The organism is Paenibacillus glucanolyticus (assembly GCF_037333485.1).
Lineage (GTDB): Bacteria > Bacillota > Bacilli > Paenibacillales > Paenibacillaceae > Paenibacillus_AQ > Paenibacillus_AQ glucanolyticus.
Genome location: NZ_CP147845.1, coordinates 2,400,706 through 2,418,049, shown reverse-complemented (window position 1 = coordinate 2,418,049; position 17,344 = coordinate 2,400,706). Strand labels below are relative to the sequence as shown.

Here is a 17,344-nt window from a genome sequence, read left to right as displayed (position 1 = left end):
CTCTATTCCTCAGCTAGCCATGTGCGAAGTAAATTCACGAATTCATCTGGCTTCTTCTTCGCCAAGGTTTCGAGCTGCTTACGAACCTGGCTTTCATTGGTTATACTTTCGAGATTTATTGATGGGAATTCTGTAACTGGCGGAAGCTGAATGTCATCTTCAAGCTCTTCCTGCTGTTGTCTGCGTCGGCGGATAAAGAAGTAGGCTCCCCCCGCAATCAATGCTAACGCAGCAATACCAATTCCCCATAATACAGGCTGAGAAAAAACAGTTTTTGTATTTTCATCCGGATTTACATTAAATACCTGTGAATTAACCGAAACTTTTTTGGACAGATCAGCGTCTGTATAAGTAGAACCCGAATCTGCAAGCGATGCTCTTACAATGTTGACCAGAATGTTTTGAATAGCCGTTCTTGTAGGATCGTCTAAAGCTTGTTGTCCCGCAGGTGGTTCAACCGAGACATTAATGGTTAAATCTTTAACAGTATATGGGCTTGCAATGATATCCTTGGTAATCCGGTTAACTTCGTAGTTAACCGTTTTGGAGAGCTCCTCCGAGTTCGTTTCACCGCTTCCAGAGTCGCTTGGATATCCTGGAACAGCCTCTTGGCCTACACCGGCCACTCCGCCGGTCGGACTGCTGGTTCCCGAATAGTTCTTCTGGATTTCCTGAACACTGAGCTCAATCCCCTTCATTTCTTCTTCATCCACAGGGGTTACGATGTTTTCCTTGCTCTGCACCTGATCGAAATTCAGTTTGGAAGCGACGAGAACATTCACTTTATTCGAACCCATGTACTGCGATAGAAATTGCTGGACATTTTGCCTAACTTCGCTTTCGAATTTTTTCTGAAGAGCAAAGTTCTCTTCCACCTTGCCAATCAATCCGCCTTGACCGCCCTTAGCTGTTGCGAGCAGCTCGACTTCGTCATTGGTGATTGTAATATTCTCAACCGGCAAGTTTGGAATCGCAGTCTTCACGAGGTTGTAATAGCCGTCGATGACTTCCTGATTAGGACGATAGCCCGGCTTAAATTGCACAACTACGGAAGCACTGGCTTTATCTTCGTTCCCGTTTTTCGCAAATACACTTTCCTTGGGAAGGTTTAATAGCACGGTTGCATCTTGAACGCCCTGCATCTTCTCAAGCAACCGTTCTACTTCGCCGTTCAGTGCATTTACATATTTCACTTCGAACTCGTTATCGGTCATTCCGATGGCTGACGCATTCTTCTCGAAGGTTTCGAATCCGATCGTACCATTCTGCACAAGTCCTTGTGAGCCTACATCAATCTGGACTTTAGCTGCACTCGTGCTAGGTACCAGGATGCTTCTGCCATCCTCACTCAGCTTATAAGAAATTCCTTGGGTCTCCAGGTGGCTGATGATTCCCGCGGCATCGCTGGAATTCAAATCCCGGAATGCTACTTCGTATTTCGTCTTAGAGAACTGCATCGTTAGTACGATCAGAGCAATCAGAACAAATGCTATTGTAGCGATTAACATTATTTTTTGTTTGTTGCTGAATTGGTTCCAATATTGGGTCATTCTTTCCCGATACTGGGCGATTCTCTCGTTCACATTGTCACCCCATCCGAAACTTTGCTAGAAACATTTAGATTTGCGTGCGCATGATCTCTTGATAGGCTTCTACCACTTTGTTTCGGACCTGTGTTGTGAGCTGAATGCTCAACAGAGCCTGTTGGGCGGATATCATCGCCTGATCTACGTTTACTTGTCCAATCATTAATTTATCGGTCATCATATGTGCATTCTGTTCCTGTGCTGACACAGAGTTCAGTGCTTCATTCAGGTAAGAACCAAAATCGCGGATCGATTCAGAAGGAGTCGCTCCATTTTTCACTTGCTCTTGTAGTTGAAGTGGCTGTACGCCCTGAACACTGAACATTGCGTTTTGAATCATAATTCTGTCCTCCTACTATGTGTGCTTATGTATTTTATCTTCTTATCTTCCAATCTCTAATGCCTTCATGATCATGGCTTTCGAAGCATTTATCGCTGTTACGTTAGCTTCGTAAGAACGGGTGGCTGCAAGCATATCCACCATCTCCTTCGTTATATCCACGTTAGGCATAAAGACATAACCTTCTGTATTTGCATCGGGATGAGTAGGGTTATATACCCGTTTCAGCGGCGCTTGATCTTCCTGCACTGCCGCAACCTTTACTCCTTGCCCCGCATCCTGACCACTCATCTGAGCTCTGAGAAGTCCTTCAAACGATTCTTGCTGCGGCTGAAACACAACAGTCTTTCGGCGATACGGAACGGCTTGTCCATTCTCGATTCGCGCGCGAGTGGTTTCCGCATTGGCTATGTTGGAGGAGATGACATCCATTCGAAGTCGTTGTGCTGTAAGAGCTGATGCATTAATCCCAAAGCTATTGCTAATATTCATGAACCCTATCTCCCTTCAATAGCTGTACGCATCATTCGAATCTGCTCATTTACAGCTTGTATGTATGAATTATAACGAAGCTGATTCTCTGCAAGCAGCGACATTTCTCTGTCTGCATCGACATTATTCTGGTTGTTGTTCATAGAGCTGCTTCCATCCTTCATGACTGAAGCGTCGGGAATTCCCCCTGTAGGACCAATAACAAAATGTCGGGGATCCGTTCTTCTGCCCTGAAGCGATAAATCGGCTCCATCCATTTCCTTTTTCAGAAGACTCTCAAAGGATACCTCGGATCGCTTAAAATGAGGAGTATCCACGTTCGCGATGTTGTTCGCAATCACATTGTTTCTGAGATTTGCCGCATCCAAACCGCTTTGAAGCCGTTGAAAAGAACTATTGTTCAACAGATTCACTAGCTCATTCCTCCTGACTGGACTTTGCAAGAAGATATTCCACTCTTCCCAGCTAAATCCTCTTTTTTCGACAAAGAATATAATCCGTACGCACTAACCTAGGTCTTAAGTAGAAAAAGACAACATGATGTCACATAAACTAAGTTTCTTAAAGATTGGGACTTTTTACAATAAGAAAAAAGCCCTATCTTTTACCAAAAAGAAGGGCTTTGTATTCATTTTTATTCGGTTTTTTTCTATATTATTGCAAATCGTACCACTAATTCTGTAAATTTTAATCGTTTTTCCCCAAACGATAGGTCCCGGAACATTTAGAGAAATTCACAAAAAATTGCGAAAACCGTCCCGGCACCTTCCAACATGCGAAAGCTCTTCGACAACTTGCTGCGAGGTTTCACGATGAATATCGACAATTATCTCCGTGCGTTTACTCGGCTAATAGGCCTATATGGCTGCAACTACAGGATATATTGGCTTAAATCCCGATCCTGGGCGATACCTGCGAGCTTTTCCCGGACATATTCCGGCGTAATCACCATACGGTCCAGCGTAAGCTCAGGTGCCTCAAACGAGAGGTCTTCAAGCAGTTTCTCCAATATGGTATGAAGTCTGCGTGCACCGATATTCTCCGTGTTCTGATTCACTGATGCAGCAATCTGGGCAATTTCCCGAATCGCCTCAGGAGAAAACTCCACTTCAAGATCCTCCGTTCGCAGCAGATTGACATATTGTTTCGTTAACGCATTTTTCGGTTCTGTCAAAATCGACACAAAATCGTCCAAAGTCAAACTGCTCAGCTCTACCCGGATCGGAAAACGTCCCTGTAGCTCCGGAATCAAATCCGATGGTTTGGCAATGTGAAATGCGCCTGCAGCGATAAACAGCACGAAATCCGTTTTTACCGGACCGTACTTCGTCATGATCGTTGAACCCTCTACAATCGGCAAAATATCGCGCTGAACGCCTTCTCTGGAGACATCCGGTCCCGATTGTCTGCCTTGACTCGCAACCTTATCGATCTCATCAATAAAGATAATACCCGATTGTTCAGCCCGGCGTATTGATTCCTGGATAACGTCATCCATATCAATCAATTTACCTGCTTCCTCTTGTGTGAGTACTTTCCTTGCTTCCTTGACGGTTAGTTTGCGTCGCTTGGTCCGCTTCGGCATGAGGTTGCCAAACATCTCCTGCATGTTCATGCCCATCTGGTCATTCCCTTGGCCGGCAAACATATCAAACATGTTGGGAGCAGCATCCTCCACATCAATCTCTACCGTGTCATCCTCAAGTTTGCCCGACAGGAGATTAAACCGGACCTGCCTGCGTTTCTCCTTGAGACTTACGTCCTTATCTGCCGAATCCTCTTCTTCCGCCTGTGTATCATTATTGTTTCCGCCAAACAGCATTTCGAATGGATTACGCTGACTCTTCTGCCCCTTGGTTGATGGCGCCAGCAGCTCTACGATTCGCTCATTTGCCAATTCTTCGGCTTTGTCCTTCACCTGCTCCGTGCGCTCCAGCTTCACCATGCGTATGGCAGTTTCCACAAGGTCCCGTACCATTGACTCCACGTCACGGCCAACATAGCCAACCTCCGTGAACTTTGTGGCCTCGACCTTCACAAAAGGCGCATGGACGAGCTTCGCGAGTCTTCTCGCAATCTCCGTTTTACCCACGCCGGTAGGTCCGATCATCAGAATGTTTTTCGGTACGATCTCGTCCCGCTCGTCATCGGTAAGCAAACTGCGGCGATAACGATTGCGAAGTGCAACGGCGACTGATTTTTTAGCTTCCTTCTGGCCTACGATGTATTTATCCAGTTCGGATACAATCTGTCTAGGCGTCATCGATTCTTTACTCATCGCGAATACCTCCACCCTGATATGGCTATTTGTTGCTATATGGCATTCTTACAGCTCTTCGACAATAATATTGCTGTTAGTATAGACACACACCTCTGAAGCGATTTGAAGCGCTTCTCTGGCTATGTCTTTTGCTTCCATATGCCCCGCATGGCGCTTAAGCGCACGTCCCGCCGACAATGCAAAATTGCCCCCTGAGCCAATGGCCAGCACATCATCATCCGGCTCGATAATTTCTCCGCCGCCAGAGATCAGCAGCATCCCCGTTTTATCCATAACAATCATCAAAGCTTCAAGCTTGCGAAGCACTCGGTCTTGACGCCAATCCTTCGCAAGTTCGACAGCGGCACGCTGCAAGTTGCCATGATGCTCCTCCAGCTTGCCCTCGAATTTCTCAAACAACGTAATAGCATCCGCCACAGAACCGGCAAAACCGGCGACAACTTGTCCCCGGTAAAGACGGCGCACTTTCTTGGCGGTCTGCTTCATGACTACACTTTCACCGAATGTGACTTGACCATCGCCGGCAATGGCAGCTGTGCCATTATGCCGAACAGCACAAATCGTTGTGGCGTGAAAAGTCATTTCCATGATGGCAGGACCTCCCTTAGAAATAAGTTACATCGTATTTAGTTCTTTAGCATTAATAAACACACGAATTCCGTCAAGAGCACGGTTAGCAAGAGCGTCATTTTTTTCCTTTTTGTTACGTATGCGTTTCTCCAGATTTGGAAGAAGACCGAAGTTCGCATTCATCGGTTGGAAATTATCAGGATCTGCATGGGTTATGTAGTATGCCATGCTGCCGATAGCTGATTCCTGAGGGAAAACGACACCCTCCTGCCCCTGTGCTGCTCTTGCTGCATTAATTCCTGCAATCAAGCCGGATGCTGCTGATTCCACATAGCCCTCAACGCCTGTCATTTGCCCTGCCAGATACAGATTAGGTCTGGTCTTTACCTGATAGGTCTGTTCGAGCAGCTTAGGCGAATTAACAAACGTATTCCGGTGCATAACGCCATATCGTACGATTTCAGCGTTCTCTAGTCCCGGAATCATGGAAATGACCCGCTTCTGCTCGCCCCACTTCAGATGGGTCTGGAAGCCAACAAGATTATACAGAGTTCCCGCTGCATTATCCTGACGCAGCTGCACAACCGCGTGCGGCAGCTCGCCCGTATGCGGGTTTACCAGTCCCACGGGCTTCATCGGGCCGAATAAGGCCGTTTGTTTGCCGCGTTTCATCATAACCTCGATCGGCATACAGCCCTCAAAATAAATCTCCTTCTCAAACTCTTTCAATTGGGCAACCTCGGCATTGATAAGGGCATCATAGAAGGCATCAAACTCTTCTTCCGTCATCGGGCAATTGAGATAAGCTGCCTCACCTTTATCATAGCGGGATGCCAGATACACTTTGCTCATATCGATGGAATCCTTCTCCACAATCGGAGCAGCCGCATCGTAAAAATAGAAATAGTCTTCGCCCATCAGCTCTCGGATTTGCGATGACAGTGCGGGAGAAGTGAGCGGTCCTGTTGCGATAACAACAATGCCTTCTTCAGGTATATGCTGAATTTCTTCATTTACGACCTCAATCAACGGATGGTTATGCAGCGTTTCCGTAATTTCGCCTGAGAATCCATCACGGTCAACGGCCAGTGCGCCGCCTGCCGGTACGGAATTGCGATCTGCCGAGCCGATAACAAGCGAGTTCAGCATCCGCATTTCTTCCTTCAGTACGCCTACCGCATTAGTCAAGCCGTTCGCCCGAAGTGAATTGCTGCACACAAGCTCAGCGAACTTGTCCGTATGATGCGCCGGTGTCTTTACGACCGGCCGCATCTCATATAGTGTAACGGGTACGCCACGGCTCGCGATCTGCCAGGCAGCCTCACTGCCTGCAAGTCCCGCACCGATAACCGTAACCCTCTGTGAATCTGTCAACGTCATTACCCCCTGTATGCCTTACAAATCTGCCGCTTCATCCGGTTCCTCAACCATTTCGGAATAATCACAAGAGGTACACTGAAGCTTGACCCCTTGCTTGCTCTTCTTCTCCACCATTAAACTGCTGCAGCTCGGACACGGCTTCGTTGAAGGTTTATCCCAGGATACAAAATCACATTCAGGATAACGATCACATCCAAAGAAGACGCGCCCCTTCTTGCTTCGCCGTTCCACCACGTGACCTTCCTTGCATTTCGGACACGCCACACCGATATCTTTCACAATCGGCTTGGTGTTACGGCAATCCGGAAAACCCGAACACGCAAGAAACTTGCCGAAACGGCCAAGCTTATAAACCAGGGGCTTGCCGCACTTCTCGCATATTTCATCGGAAACCTCATCTTCGATTTCGATTTCCTTCATTTCTTCCTCTGCTACTTCAAGACGCTTTTCGAAGGATTCGTAGAACTCAGCCAACACCTTTACCCAGTCCTCGGAACCTTCCTCCACATGGTCAAGGTCCTCTTCCATGTTCGCGGTAAACTCCACATTGAGGATTTCAGGGAAGAACTGCTCCATCTGTTCGATGACAAGCTCACCGAGCTCGGTTGGCATGAATTTTTTCTCTTCGATTGCAACGTAGCCCCTCTTCTGGATCGTCTCCAGTGTCGGCGCATACGTACTAGGACGCCCTATGCCGAGTTCCTCAAGCGTCTTGACCAGCCTTGCCTCTGTATAGCGTGGCGGCGGCTGTGTGAAATGCTGCTTCGGCTCAATATCCTGTTTCTCCAGCACGTCACCCGTGTGAAGCTCCGGCAAATACTTATCTTCCTCTGTCGTCCCGTCGTCGTTACCTTCGACGTAGACCTTCATGAATCCAGGGAAACGAACCTTGGAACCGGTCGCGCGGAAGACCGTATTGTTTGCAGCGATATCTACAGAAAGCGTATCCAGTACTGCTGAAGCCATTTGACTCGCCACAAAACGCTCCCAAACGAGTTTATACAAGCGAAGCTGATCCCGGCTCATAAACGGTTTCATGGATTCCGGATCCCGAAGTATGGAAGTGGGACGTATCGCTTCATGCGCATCCTGAGCGTTGGCTGCTTTTTTCGAATATTGTCTCGGGCTCTCCGGTACGAACGGATCACCATACTTCTCGGTGATATATTCCTTCGCTTCTTCTTGAGCTGTCCCGGAAATACGGGTCGAGTCTGTACGCATATAGGTAATCAAACCGACAGTGCCTTCCTTGCCCAGCTCGACACCCTCGTAAAGCTGCTGGGCAACCGACATCGTCTTGGCAGCCCGGAAACCAAGTTTGCGTGCAGCTTCCTGCTGCAGTGAACTGGTCGTAAATGGTGGTGACGGGTGACGCTGGCGCTCCCGCTCTTTCACTTCACCCACTTGGAAGGAAGCATCCCGAATGGCTTCGAGAATTTCATTCACTTCCTGTTCGTTGGTCAATTCCTTCTTCGCACCGTTAAGCTGTGTAAATTTCGCTTCGAATGCAGATCCGTTCACGGCCAGCTTGGCCGTAATGGTCCAGTATTCTTCCGGAACGAATGCACTGATTTCGTTCTCGCGATCCAGGATGATTTTGACGGCTACGGATTGAACACGACCAGCCGAGAGACCCTTTTTCACTTTCTTCCATAGAATAGGGCTGATCTTATAACCAACCAAACGATCCAGGATGCGTCTTGCCTGCTGCGCGTTAACCAAATCCATGTTAATTTTGCGCGGCGTCTTAAAGGCATCCTTCACGGCCGTTTTCGTTATTTCATTAAATACAACCCGCAGGCTTTGGGTATCATCCAGCTCCAATGCATGCGCAAGATGCCATGCAATGGCTTCCCCTTCGCGATCGGGGTCAGCTGCGAGGTATACTTTCTTCACCTTTTTGCTAGCATCCTTAAGTTCCTTTAAGACAGAACCTTTTCCGCGGATCGTAATGTATTTCGGATTGAAGTCATTTTCCACCTCAACCCCGATCTGGCTCTTCGGCAAATCGCGAACATGACCCATTGAAGCCTTCACGATATACTTGCTGCCGAGATATTTGCCAATCGTTTTCGCCTTAGCAGGCGACTCTACGATGACGAGTGAATCCGCCACAGGTTCATCCTCCTCTCCAACATTCAAACTTTCCCATTATATGATCTTATATATAGCACCGGGTAATTGGGTAATCTGCTTTTTTATGATTAAAGATAACAGAACTGAATGCAAATGTCCAAAATCCCACTGGGTTCGCTCGATCATCTCATCCAGCGACCCGGGCCCCTGTTCGAGCATATGGTATATGTGTCGTTCATCATTTGTCAACCCGGCTTGTAAATCCGGCTGCTCCTGACGATGGGCCCGCCGCTCCTTATTGTATGTATCCGAAGCCTCTTTTGGCAACCAGGAATCATATTCTTCTATTATATCCCGGGCATCCGTGACCATCTTGGCCCCTTGCTTGATCAAATCCAGCGTCCCTCTGCTCTTAGATGAAGTAAGAGGTCCCGGAACGGAAAACACATCCCTTCCTGCCTCCAGCGCATAATCTGCCGTAATTAATGACCCGCTGCGAGCATCCGCCTCAACAACCACGGTACCCAGCGTTAATCCGGCGATAATCCGGTTTCTCTGCGGGAAAAATCCTGGTAACGCCTTCGTTCCCGGCGGATATTCAGAAATGACAAGTCCCTTGGCCGCAATCTCTTCGTAAAGCGAACGGTTCTCCGGTGGATAGATGACGTCAATGCCCGCTCCTAGAACCGCCACCGTCATTCCGCCGCTTCTCAATGCGGTTTCGTGGACAACGCTATCGATGCCTCTGGCCATACCGCTAACAACCATTAATCCCGCCCTTGTCAGCTCTTCGGATAGCATCGATGCAATCTTGCGCCCATAGGCTGTCGGCATTCTTGTACCCACCATAGCGATCCCCGGTTTAGACAGCAGACGATAATCACCCATGCAATACAATACCCACGGGGCCTGGGGTGAAGATTTCAATGATTCCGGATAAAAGTCATCAAGGGCTGTTATAATACGTATTTTTGAGCGGTTTGTCAAATTCCATACCTCAGCTTGATTCTGTCGAAATTCGCCGTCGCCAACATTCGACATGTCGCTGCGTTTTCTTTCGACGGTGAGTGGGAATTCCTTAGTCAATTTATTCGCTCTTTCGACAGATACCCCGCATGCTCTCCAATCGTTTGCATCGTAGGATAGCATCCCTTCATGCAGTTCCCCTCTAGTTATAATCCGGTTAATCGTCTTCCAACCAATGCCGTCACTTTCATGCAGGGCGACCAGCAGCACGCTTTCCAGCTTCATTATGTGACCTCCTTAAAATATAAAATCGAAAACAAAAAAGCAACCCTTCATTTCCTGTTCAGGAAATAAAAGGTTGCTTACCTTACATTATGAACACAGACTTAACCTGTTATCTGGAAAAAATCATGCCTTAGTGAGTCTTGCAAGACTCCAAAAGACCTTGCTCCTCAAGAACGCTAACCAGAGTTGAGCCCATTTCGGCAGGCGTTGGAGCTACCTTGACACCACAAGCTTCAAGCACGGCAATTTTCTCCTTAGCCGTTCCTTTACCGCCAGAAATAATCGCGCCAGCATGGCCCATGCGTTTTCCTGGAGGCGCTGTGGCTCCACCGATGAAGCCAACAACAGGTTTGTTCATGTTCGCTTTGATCCATTCAGCCGCTTCTTCTTCAGCTGTACCACCGATCTCACCGATCATAATTACCGCTTTGGTGTTAGGATCTTCATTAAACAGTCTCAAGACATCGATAAACTCAGTTCCTTTAACCGGGTCACCACCGATACCAACGGCTGAGGATTGTCCAATGCCGCGAGCGGTCAGCTGATGAACAGCTTCATAAGTCAGGGTACCACTGCGCGATACAACCCCTACATGTCCCGGCGTGTGGATGTAGCCCGGCATAATACCGATCTTACATTCGCCCGGTGTAATGACACCTGGACAGTTAGGTCCGATCAGACGAGTCTTCTTGCCTTCCAGATAGCGGGATACTTTCACCATATCGAGCACTGGAATACCTTCCGTGATACAGATAACCAGGTCCATCTCAGCATCAACAGCTTCCAGAATGGAATCTGCTGCAAAAGCTGGCGGTACATAGATTACGCTTGCGGTCGCGCCAGTTTTGGCTTTAGCTTCCTCAACGGTGTTGTAAACCGGCAATTTGACAGTTTCACCGTTCTCCAGCGTGATTTCGACTTCAGTTCCACCTTTACCAGGTGAAGTTCCGCCGACCATCTGGGTACCGTAATCCAGGGCACCTTTTGCATGGAAAAGGGCCGTCTTGCCTGTAATCCCTTGTGTGATAACTTTTGTATTTTTATCGATCAAAATACTCACGATTGATTCACATCCCCTATTGTTATTTGAAAATGAAAGCAACCGCACGGCAGAGCCCTAAAGCCCATCGTGCCATGCCCCTTCAGGAATGAATTATTACTGAACGAGGGAGACGATCTTCTGTGCTCCGTCGGCCATGGAATCAGCAGGCACGATGTTCAGACCGGACTCAGCCAAAATTTGCTTGCCGAGGTCAACATTCGTTCCTTCCAAGCGGACAACAAGCGGACGAGTTAAGCCCAGCTGTTTCGCTGCTTCAACAACACCGGTAGCGATAACGTCGCAACGCATAATACCACCGAAAATGTTGACAAAGATTCCTTTTACTTGAGGATCGGACAAAATAATCTTGAAGGCTTCCGTTACCTTCTCCGTTGTTGCACCGCCCCCAACATCAAGGAAGTTAGCAGGGTCGCCGCCATAATACTTGATGATGTCCATAGTAGCCATCGCAAGACCGGCTCCGTTAACCATGCAGCCGATATTGCCATCAAGAGCTATATAACTCAAGTCGTATTTGGATGCTTCGATTTCCTTCTCGTCTTCTTCGTCCAGGTCGCGCAGTTCAAGAATGTCCTTATGACGGAACAGCGCATTGGAGTCAAAATTGAGTTTGGCATCAAGAGCCATGACGTTTCCGTCACCTGTTACGACAAGCGGATTGATCTCAGCGATAGAGCAATCCTTCTCAACAAATGCCTTATACAGGGCCAGCATGAACTGAACGGCTTTACCAACCAGTTCATTCGGGATATTAATGGAATACGCTAATTTCCGTGCTTGGAACGTTTGAAGTCCGATCGCTGGATCCACGACTTCTTTAAAAATCTTCTCAGGAGTTGCTGCTGCAACCTCTTCGATTTCAGTACCGCCTTCTTCAGACGCCATCAAGACGACACGGCCAGTAGCACGGTCAACTACAACACCGATATAATACTCTTTGCGAATATCGCAGCCCTCTTCAATGAGGAGACGCTTAACTTCCTTGCCTTCTGGACCCGTTTGGTGAGTCACCAACACCTTGCCCAGAATTTCTTCAGCATAAGCACGAACCTCATCCAGGTTCTTCGCCACTTTAACGCCGCCGGCTTTACCCCGGCCACCTGCGTGGATCTGTGCTTTGACAACGGTTACGGGACTGCCCAAAGACTGTGCAGCTTCCACTGCTTCTTCCACCGTAAACGCTACCTTGCCGTTCGGAACAGCTACTCCATATTGCTTCAGTACTTGTTTTCCTTGATATTCATGGATATTCATTCTCGAATCCTCCTATCAACATGACTGGAACAAGGCTGGTTAACATGAGACTAATCTATGAAAGAAAGTTATTCTCGTGTCAACCTTTATATATTAAACCCAAGCTATTGTAACATGTTTTTAAAACGCTTACCTTAAAAAGTTCACCGTTTATCCACTCTATTTAGCATGGGTTTGATTCCTTCCAGATATAAATTGGAAAAGTATGTAAAATAAAATCTACTTTTTCTTCACATAGTGCAGTAATCCGACAATCCCTAAAACCACGACGGCAACTCCGATGAATCCCGCAACGAGCGTAATGATGATATTCCCCCATAATATTGTCATTTCGTCCCCTCCCCAACCTGTTTTAATTAGCATATACTGTAATATTATACCATTAATTCCCTTATTCAATATACTAAACTATGGCATAAATTAAAACTTTTTATCCTTTTTATGCTATTCACTAGAATGGTACTGGTTTATTTTCTCATCGTGATGTCGTATTATTTTCCTACAATATTAGGGTCGTTCTGCATCAGCATGATGAGTTTGTGGATATCAGCTGGCAGGCGGATGGTATTAGCAAAATGGACATATCGCTTGTTAAAAAATGACCGGCCGACACCTGTCGAATACCGAAAGACTCACTGGCTCCGGAAATAACAGGTGTGCGGCCTGCCGCATTAACCTTTAATGGAGCCATTCAAGGCTCCTTTTAATCCTACCGAGGATGTAAATCCACATCCCTTTTTCAAATGATCTTTACCTGTATTCAGATAAATCGTAGTAAATTTTACCCACTTTTGATATACTGAAATCATTACTTTAGTCATAGGTGCGTGATCAATCAAATGTGGGAAAAAGAACTGAAGATAGCCATACAGAAGAAGCAAAGCGTGACGATATATCTTATCGATGGCGCAGTATTACAAGGCATCCCTGATGCTTGTACAGATTGCTTAAAGATGCGGAGCGTTTATGGACCCGTTTGGGTACCATTAGAGGAAATAAAGCATGTGAGTCGATTAATACGACTAGACGCAAAAAAGAACCTGCTGGCATATAGCTAGTAGGTTCTTTGCTTAAAGAACTGAGAATCCCATGGGATGAACAACCAAAAATGAATCCACATCCCTTTCCTTTTTATGAGCCTTTAAAAGCCGGAAACAAGTGGCCCATATCTCGACGATTGTGCAAGGTTTGACAAATGGAAAAGCGAGAAAAGGTACGCCGCACTCATGCAGCCGTGCGTGTCTTTCCCCTTTTTCATGCTTACATTCTATTACGAGAAAAAATTCTTGAATAATGTAAATAACCCGCAGGAAAATCCCGCGGGTTATTTACTTGGCAATATTAATTTTTCCATTCCCAGAAAGGTGAGCCTTGGGCAATTATTAATCTTTCAAGCCAAGTATTAAAATCAATTTCAAACCTGATAGTTGGTGGATCCTCAAAATATTGTTCGTGGTTGTGCCACATCAAATATCCTTTTCCAGTATCCACTCTATCTGAGTCGATGAATAAATAATCTCCAACATAATAACAAATAGGAATCCAGTTTTTAGGCATGTAATTTAAGTGGTATTCATCCATTTGTTTATGGCTTAACAAGTCAAAACCTGTCCCGAACTGGTCTCTAAACAAATAGCATCCGTTACAATACAACAAAAATTCAACATACTGATCTGGAAGTGTCCAGCCTTTTTACTGGCATAAATTTTGAATGTCACTTAGTGATGCAGGGGAATTAAATGCTGATTTAGTCTCATTCAGATTACCGCTGCTGTAATGTTGAATATATTTATCATTATTTAAACATTTTCTATATGCTTCTAAGTTGTTAACTACATCTGATGCCAATTTTTAATCACCCTTTATTGTAGCTGTTCCACCAAGCTGTTATAAGTTGTTGATGAATTGATCGAGGAACAGGTATTAAATTAGATTTTTCGTTTCCACCACCATATTCACGTGGTTTTATATGATGTATATCGTATGATGCCCAATCCCATCCAGGATTTCCATAAGTATTAATGTAATAAGTAATGTATGCACCTCTATCCTTACTGCTATCCCACGGAGTTGGATTTGGAACCTTTTTCCATGTTGTAGAAGACGGCTCATAATTGACCAATCCAGAGAGTGAATCTACATATTTAAAATAAGTCATTGCCGCGTTGTTATACAGTATTCGATCAGTGTCACCGGTTTGAAGTCCGACCGGTACTCCTTTTTCAAAGACTTTTACTTCAGTCGATCCAATCCAATACTTCGTTTGAGATCTTAAAGTTGAAGTAAATGATTGATTTCTTGTTAAGTGTTTTGAATCTCTTCCTTTCTCTGCGTAGTATCCTTTGTTACTGTTTGTACATCACTGGCAAGAAATTTATTGGTAAAACTTACACTGTCGGGTTTACTTCCTACATAACTAACGTATTTTGTTGTGATTTCGATATTTCTAGTATTTAAATTACCATTAATTGAGTTTACCCAAACAATTCCACCAGTAGCAAGTGGTTTAATCTCTTCGTCTTTAAGACTTGTTTTAAAGGAGGCTTGCTCTTCGAGTTCTTCAATATAATTGTCGAGCGATAAAGTCGCTCCACTATCATTGTACAGTAAAACATTTACACTGAAATCACTGATGATTTGCCCATCAGAAAGTTCAGGTTTTTTCATTCAAGTATTGTTTTACTTCCTGTAATACTTCATCTTCTGGAAACTTGTTAAGTGTATCTACAATCTCGTTTTTTTTCGCTTCTAATGAATGTATAAAGGATTCATTATGTTCTGTTATGGCGTCTTGTAACTCAGCAACATTCAAATCACTTGCTTCGGAAGCATAAACTCCAGATACCATGGAAAGTGTCAAAATGGGCGGAGGACATGAGACCCTCACTATTTTTTAAAAGACTCGACGCCTGCACTTCTTCCTTCTTTCTTTCGGAGGACAAACCACTTCGGTTTTCTTTTTACGGTTAATTCCATGTTCAAGGCAACTCAATCATGACACCTCCCCATAAAGATGGTTTAGGGTACTTGAGTGTTTTGCTTTAAGGTTGGACTAATATCCAGATTGGGCTAGATTAGAACCCATCTTTATAAAAAATGGGTTCATGCGCTTACTTATTGTCTTGGTTTTACTAATAATGTTCATACTCTTTCAAATGCAGACAACTCATATTTCTCTCGAGCCTCTCCTAATATGATTTGATTTTCTAACCAGTTACGCCGTGGTGGGGTGTGATTAAAATCGAGGGCAACCCATTTGCTGTCGATATCGAGGAAACTGTAAAACAGAGAGAACGCATATGAATTGACATAAGCTGGATAAGCTTTTACAATACGGACTATAATCACCAGCGAAAGGAGGAAGCACCCTTTTCGAAATCACGGATGTTCTATAACGAATACAATCCACTGATATCTGAAAAAGAGGTGCTTTTTTATGTATGGAAAACTTCATAGCGCGTGCTTGCACGGCATTGATGGCGTTGTCATTCAGGTAGAGGTGGACCTTGCCAATGGTCTGCCGCAAACCGCCATTATCGGGCTGCCCGATTCCTCTATCCGGGAATCCGTGGAGCGGGTACGGGCAGCGATCAAAAACTGCGGATTTACCTACCCGCTTAAACGGGTAACCATCAATCTCGCCCCGGCAGATCTTCGCAAGGTGGGATCCTCCTTCGATCTGGCGATCGCTGTTGGCATATTGCTGACAAGCGAGCAATGGACCTTTACGGATGCAGGACGAATGCTAATCGTTGGCGAACTTGCACTGGATGGTGCGCTCAGACCCGTAACGGGTGTTCTGCCCATGGTGGAGCAAGCCAAAAAAGAGGGTTTTACTGGGGTTGTCCTGCCGCTCGAGAATGCTCCTGAAGCAGCATTAATTAGGGGAATCGAGGTTTACGGGCTGCAGCACCTGAAAGAGCTCGTTCAGGATGGGAATGATCCCAATGGAGCCATGGGAAATTTAATGGCTGACGTTTCGCTGTCAAAGCTCCGCTATGATAAATCATCGCAGTCTGGTGGAACACAACATGAAAGCCCGCAGGACACACAGCTTGAAGATTATCAAGATGTGATCGGACAGCAGCATATCAAGCGGGCCCTCACGATTGCTGCTGCCGGGATGCACAACATCTTGCTTATCGGCCCTCCCGGTACCGGAAAAACGATGCTCATGAAGCGTCTTCCCACCATCCTTCCGCCGCTGGCAGACCAAGAAGCGTTGACAACTACGAAAATATTCAGCGCTGCCGGCAAATTAAAATCGTCCGACGGCTTGATGACCAAACGCCCCTTCAGGTCTCCGCATCATACCATCTCGGCCGGCGGGCTCATCGGAGGGGGAACCATTCCGAAGCCGGGGGAGGTCAGCCTGGCCCACAAGGGCATTCTGTTCCTTGATGAACTCCCTGAGTTCTCCAGGCATGTGCTTGAGGTGCTGCGCCAGCCCCTGGAGGACCGCGAAGTAACCATCAGCCGGGCACGGGCGGTATTTACCTTCCCGGCGCATTTCATGCTGGCTTGTTCGATGAACCCTTGTCCGTGCGGTTATTACGGCAGCGATCATCCCCATCAGCGATGCACTTGCAGCGTTACTCGAATTGCTCAATACCGCGCTAAGATCTCGGGTCCCTTAATGGACCGGATCGACCTGCAGGTGGACGTGCCCAGGCCTAAGGAATGGCCGGGAAGCTCCACTCCTATATCCTCACAGCAAATGCGGGATCAAGTCTACGCGGCGCAAGCCATTCAGTTAGAGCGCTACCACAGACTTCCATTTTGCTGGAACAGTGAACTCTTTGGAAGCTTCCTGAGGAAACATGTGCTGCTGGACAAGGACTCGGCAGAGCTTCTGCAAGCGACAATCGACACACTTGGTCTTAGCATGCGCGCCTATGACAGGATTCTGAAGCTGGCTAGAACCATTGCAGACTTGGAAGCATCCCGAGAGATTCATAGCCGTCACGTTGCTGAAGCGATTCAATACCGGCAGCTGGATCGACAGCATATCGCGACCGAAGAAACATCCCGCTAAATGACAGCGATTGGAG

At 46.4% G+C, this 17,344-nt stretch carries 14 protein-coding genes; 1 reads left to right on the top strand and 13 read right to left on the bottom strand.

The genetic code is table 11. The features are described from left to right. Positions 1-2: 2 nt before the first annotated feature. The 13 genes from fliF to WDY75_RS11595 all read right to left on the bottom strand — a co-directional run bounded on the left by fliF (position 3) and on the right by WDY75_RS11595 (position 14,960). Positions 3-1,583, bottom strand: a complete 1,581-nt coding sequence (gene fliF / locus WDY75_RS11655; protein WP_036642061.1) for a flagellar basal-body MS-ring/collar protein FliF — start codon at positions 1,581-1,583, stop codon at positions 3-5. A 34-nt stretch (positions 1,584-1,617) separates the two neighbouring features. Next, positions 1,618-1,926 (bottom strand): flagellar hook-basal body complex protein FliE, encoded by a 309-nt coding sequence (gene fliE / locus WDY75_RS11650; protein ID WP_006211330.1) that lies wholly within the window; start codon positions 1,924-1,926, stop codon positions 1,618-1,620. Between the two features lie 42 nt (positions 1,927-1,968). Further along, entirely contained in the window at positions 1,969-2,418 is a 450-nt protein-coding gene (gene flgC / locus WDY75_RS11645; protein WP_006211331.1) for a flagellar basal body rod protein FlgC, read from the bottom strand. A 5-nt stretch (positions 2,419-2,423) separates the two neighbouring features. Continuing rightward, positions 2,424-2,831 (bottom strand): flagellar basal body rod protein FlgB, encoded by a 408-nt coding sequence (gene flgB / locus WDY75_RS11640; RefSeq protein ID WP_036642060.1) that lies wholly within the window; start codon positions 2,829-2,831, stop codon positions 2,424-2,426. Positions 2,832-3,289: 458 nt separating this feature from the next. After that, entirely contained in the window at positions 3,290-4,696 is a 1,407-nt protein-coding gene (gene hslU / locus WDY75_RS11635; RefSeq protein WP_063480025.1) for an ATP-dependent protease ATPase subunit HslU, read from the bottom strand. Between the two features lie 48 nt (positions 4,697-4,744). After that, positions 4,745-5,287 carry an ATP-dependent protease subunit HslV gene (hslV, locus tag WDY75_RS11630; protein WP_006211334.1) on the bottom strand — a complete coding sequence of 181 codons (543 nt, stop codon included), beginning with the start codon at positions 5,285-5,287 and terminating at the stop codon, positions 4,745-4,747. A 27-nt stretch (positions 5,288-5,314) separates the two neighbouring features. Continuing rightward, a complete protein-coding gene (gene trmFO, locus WDY75_RS11625) occupies positions 5,315-6,649 on the bottom strand; it encodes an FADH(2)-oxidizing methylenetetrahydrofolate--tRNA-(uracil(54)-C(5))-methyltransferase TrmFO (protein WP_387798766.1) in 1,335 nt (444 codons plus the stop codon). Positions 6,650-6,664: 15 nt separating this feature from the next. Further along, positions 6,665-8,764: a type I DNA topoisomerase gene (gene topA, locus WDY75_RS11620; protein WP_063480027.1), complete on the bottom strand. Its 2,100-nt coding sequence runs from the start codon at positions 8,762-8,764 to the stop codon at positions 6,665-6,667. Between the two features lie 36 nt (positions 8,765-8,800). Further along, positions 8,801-9,976, bottom strand: coding sequence for a DNA-processing protein DprA (gene dprA / locus WDY75_RS11615; protein WP_063480028.1), 1,176 nt, complete (start codon positions 9,974-9,976; stop codon positions 8,801-8,803). Between the two features lie 130 nt (positions 9,977-10,106). Beyond that, positions 10,107-11,036, bottom strand: a complete 930-nt coding sequence (gene sucD, locus WDY75_RS11610; protein WP_006211338.1) for a succinate--CoA ligase subunit alpha — start codon at positions 11,034-11,036, stop codon at positions 10,107-10,109. Between the two features lie 96 nt (positions 11,037-11,132). Next, complete coding sequence (sucC, locus tag WDY75_RS11605; protein WP_006211339.1) at positions 11,133-12,293, bottom strand: ADP-forming succinate--CoA ligase subunit beta; 1,161 nt, start codon at positions 12,291-12,293, stop codon at positions 11,133-11,135. Positions 12,294-13,634: 1,341 nt separating this feature from the next. Next, a complete protein-coding gene (locus WDY75_RS11600; protein WP_063480029.1) occupies positions 13,635-13,925 on the bottom strand; it encodes a hypothetical protein in 291 nt (96 codons plus the stop codon). A 669-nt stretch (positions 13,926-14,594) separates the two neighbouring features. Then, on the bottom strand, positions 14,595-14,960 hold the full coding sequence (locus WDY75_RS11595) for a hypothetical protein (protein WP_063480030.1): 366 nt from the start codon (positions 14,958-14,960) through the stop codon (positions 14,595-14,597). A gap of 769 nt (positions 14,961-15,729) precedes the next feature. Here WDY75_RS11595 and WDY75_RS11590 point away from each other — a divergent pair. After that, entirely contained in the window at positions 15,730-17,328 is a 1,599-nt protein-coding gene (locus WDY75_RS11590) for a YifB family Mg chelatase-like AAA ATPase (protein WP_063480031.1), read from the top strand. The last annotated feature ends 16 nt before the right edge of the window (positions 17,329-17,344 follow it).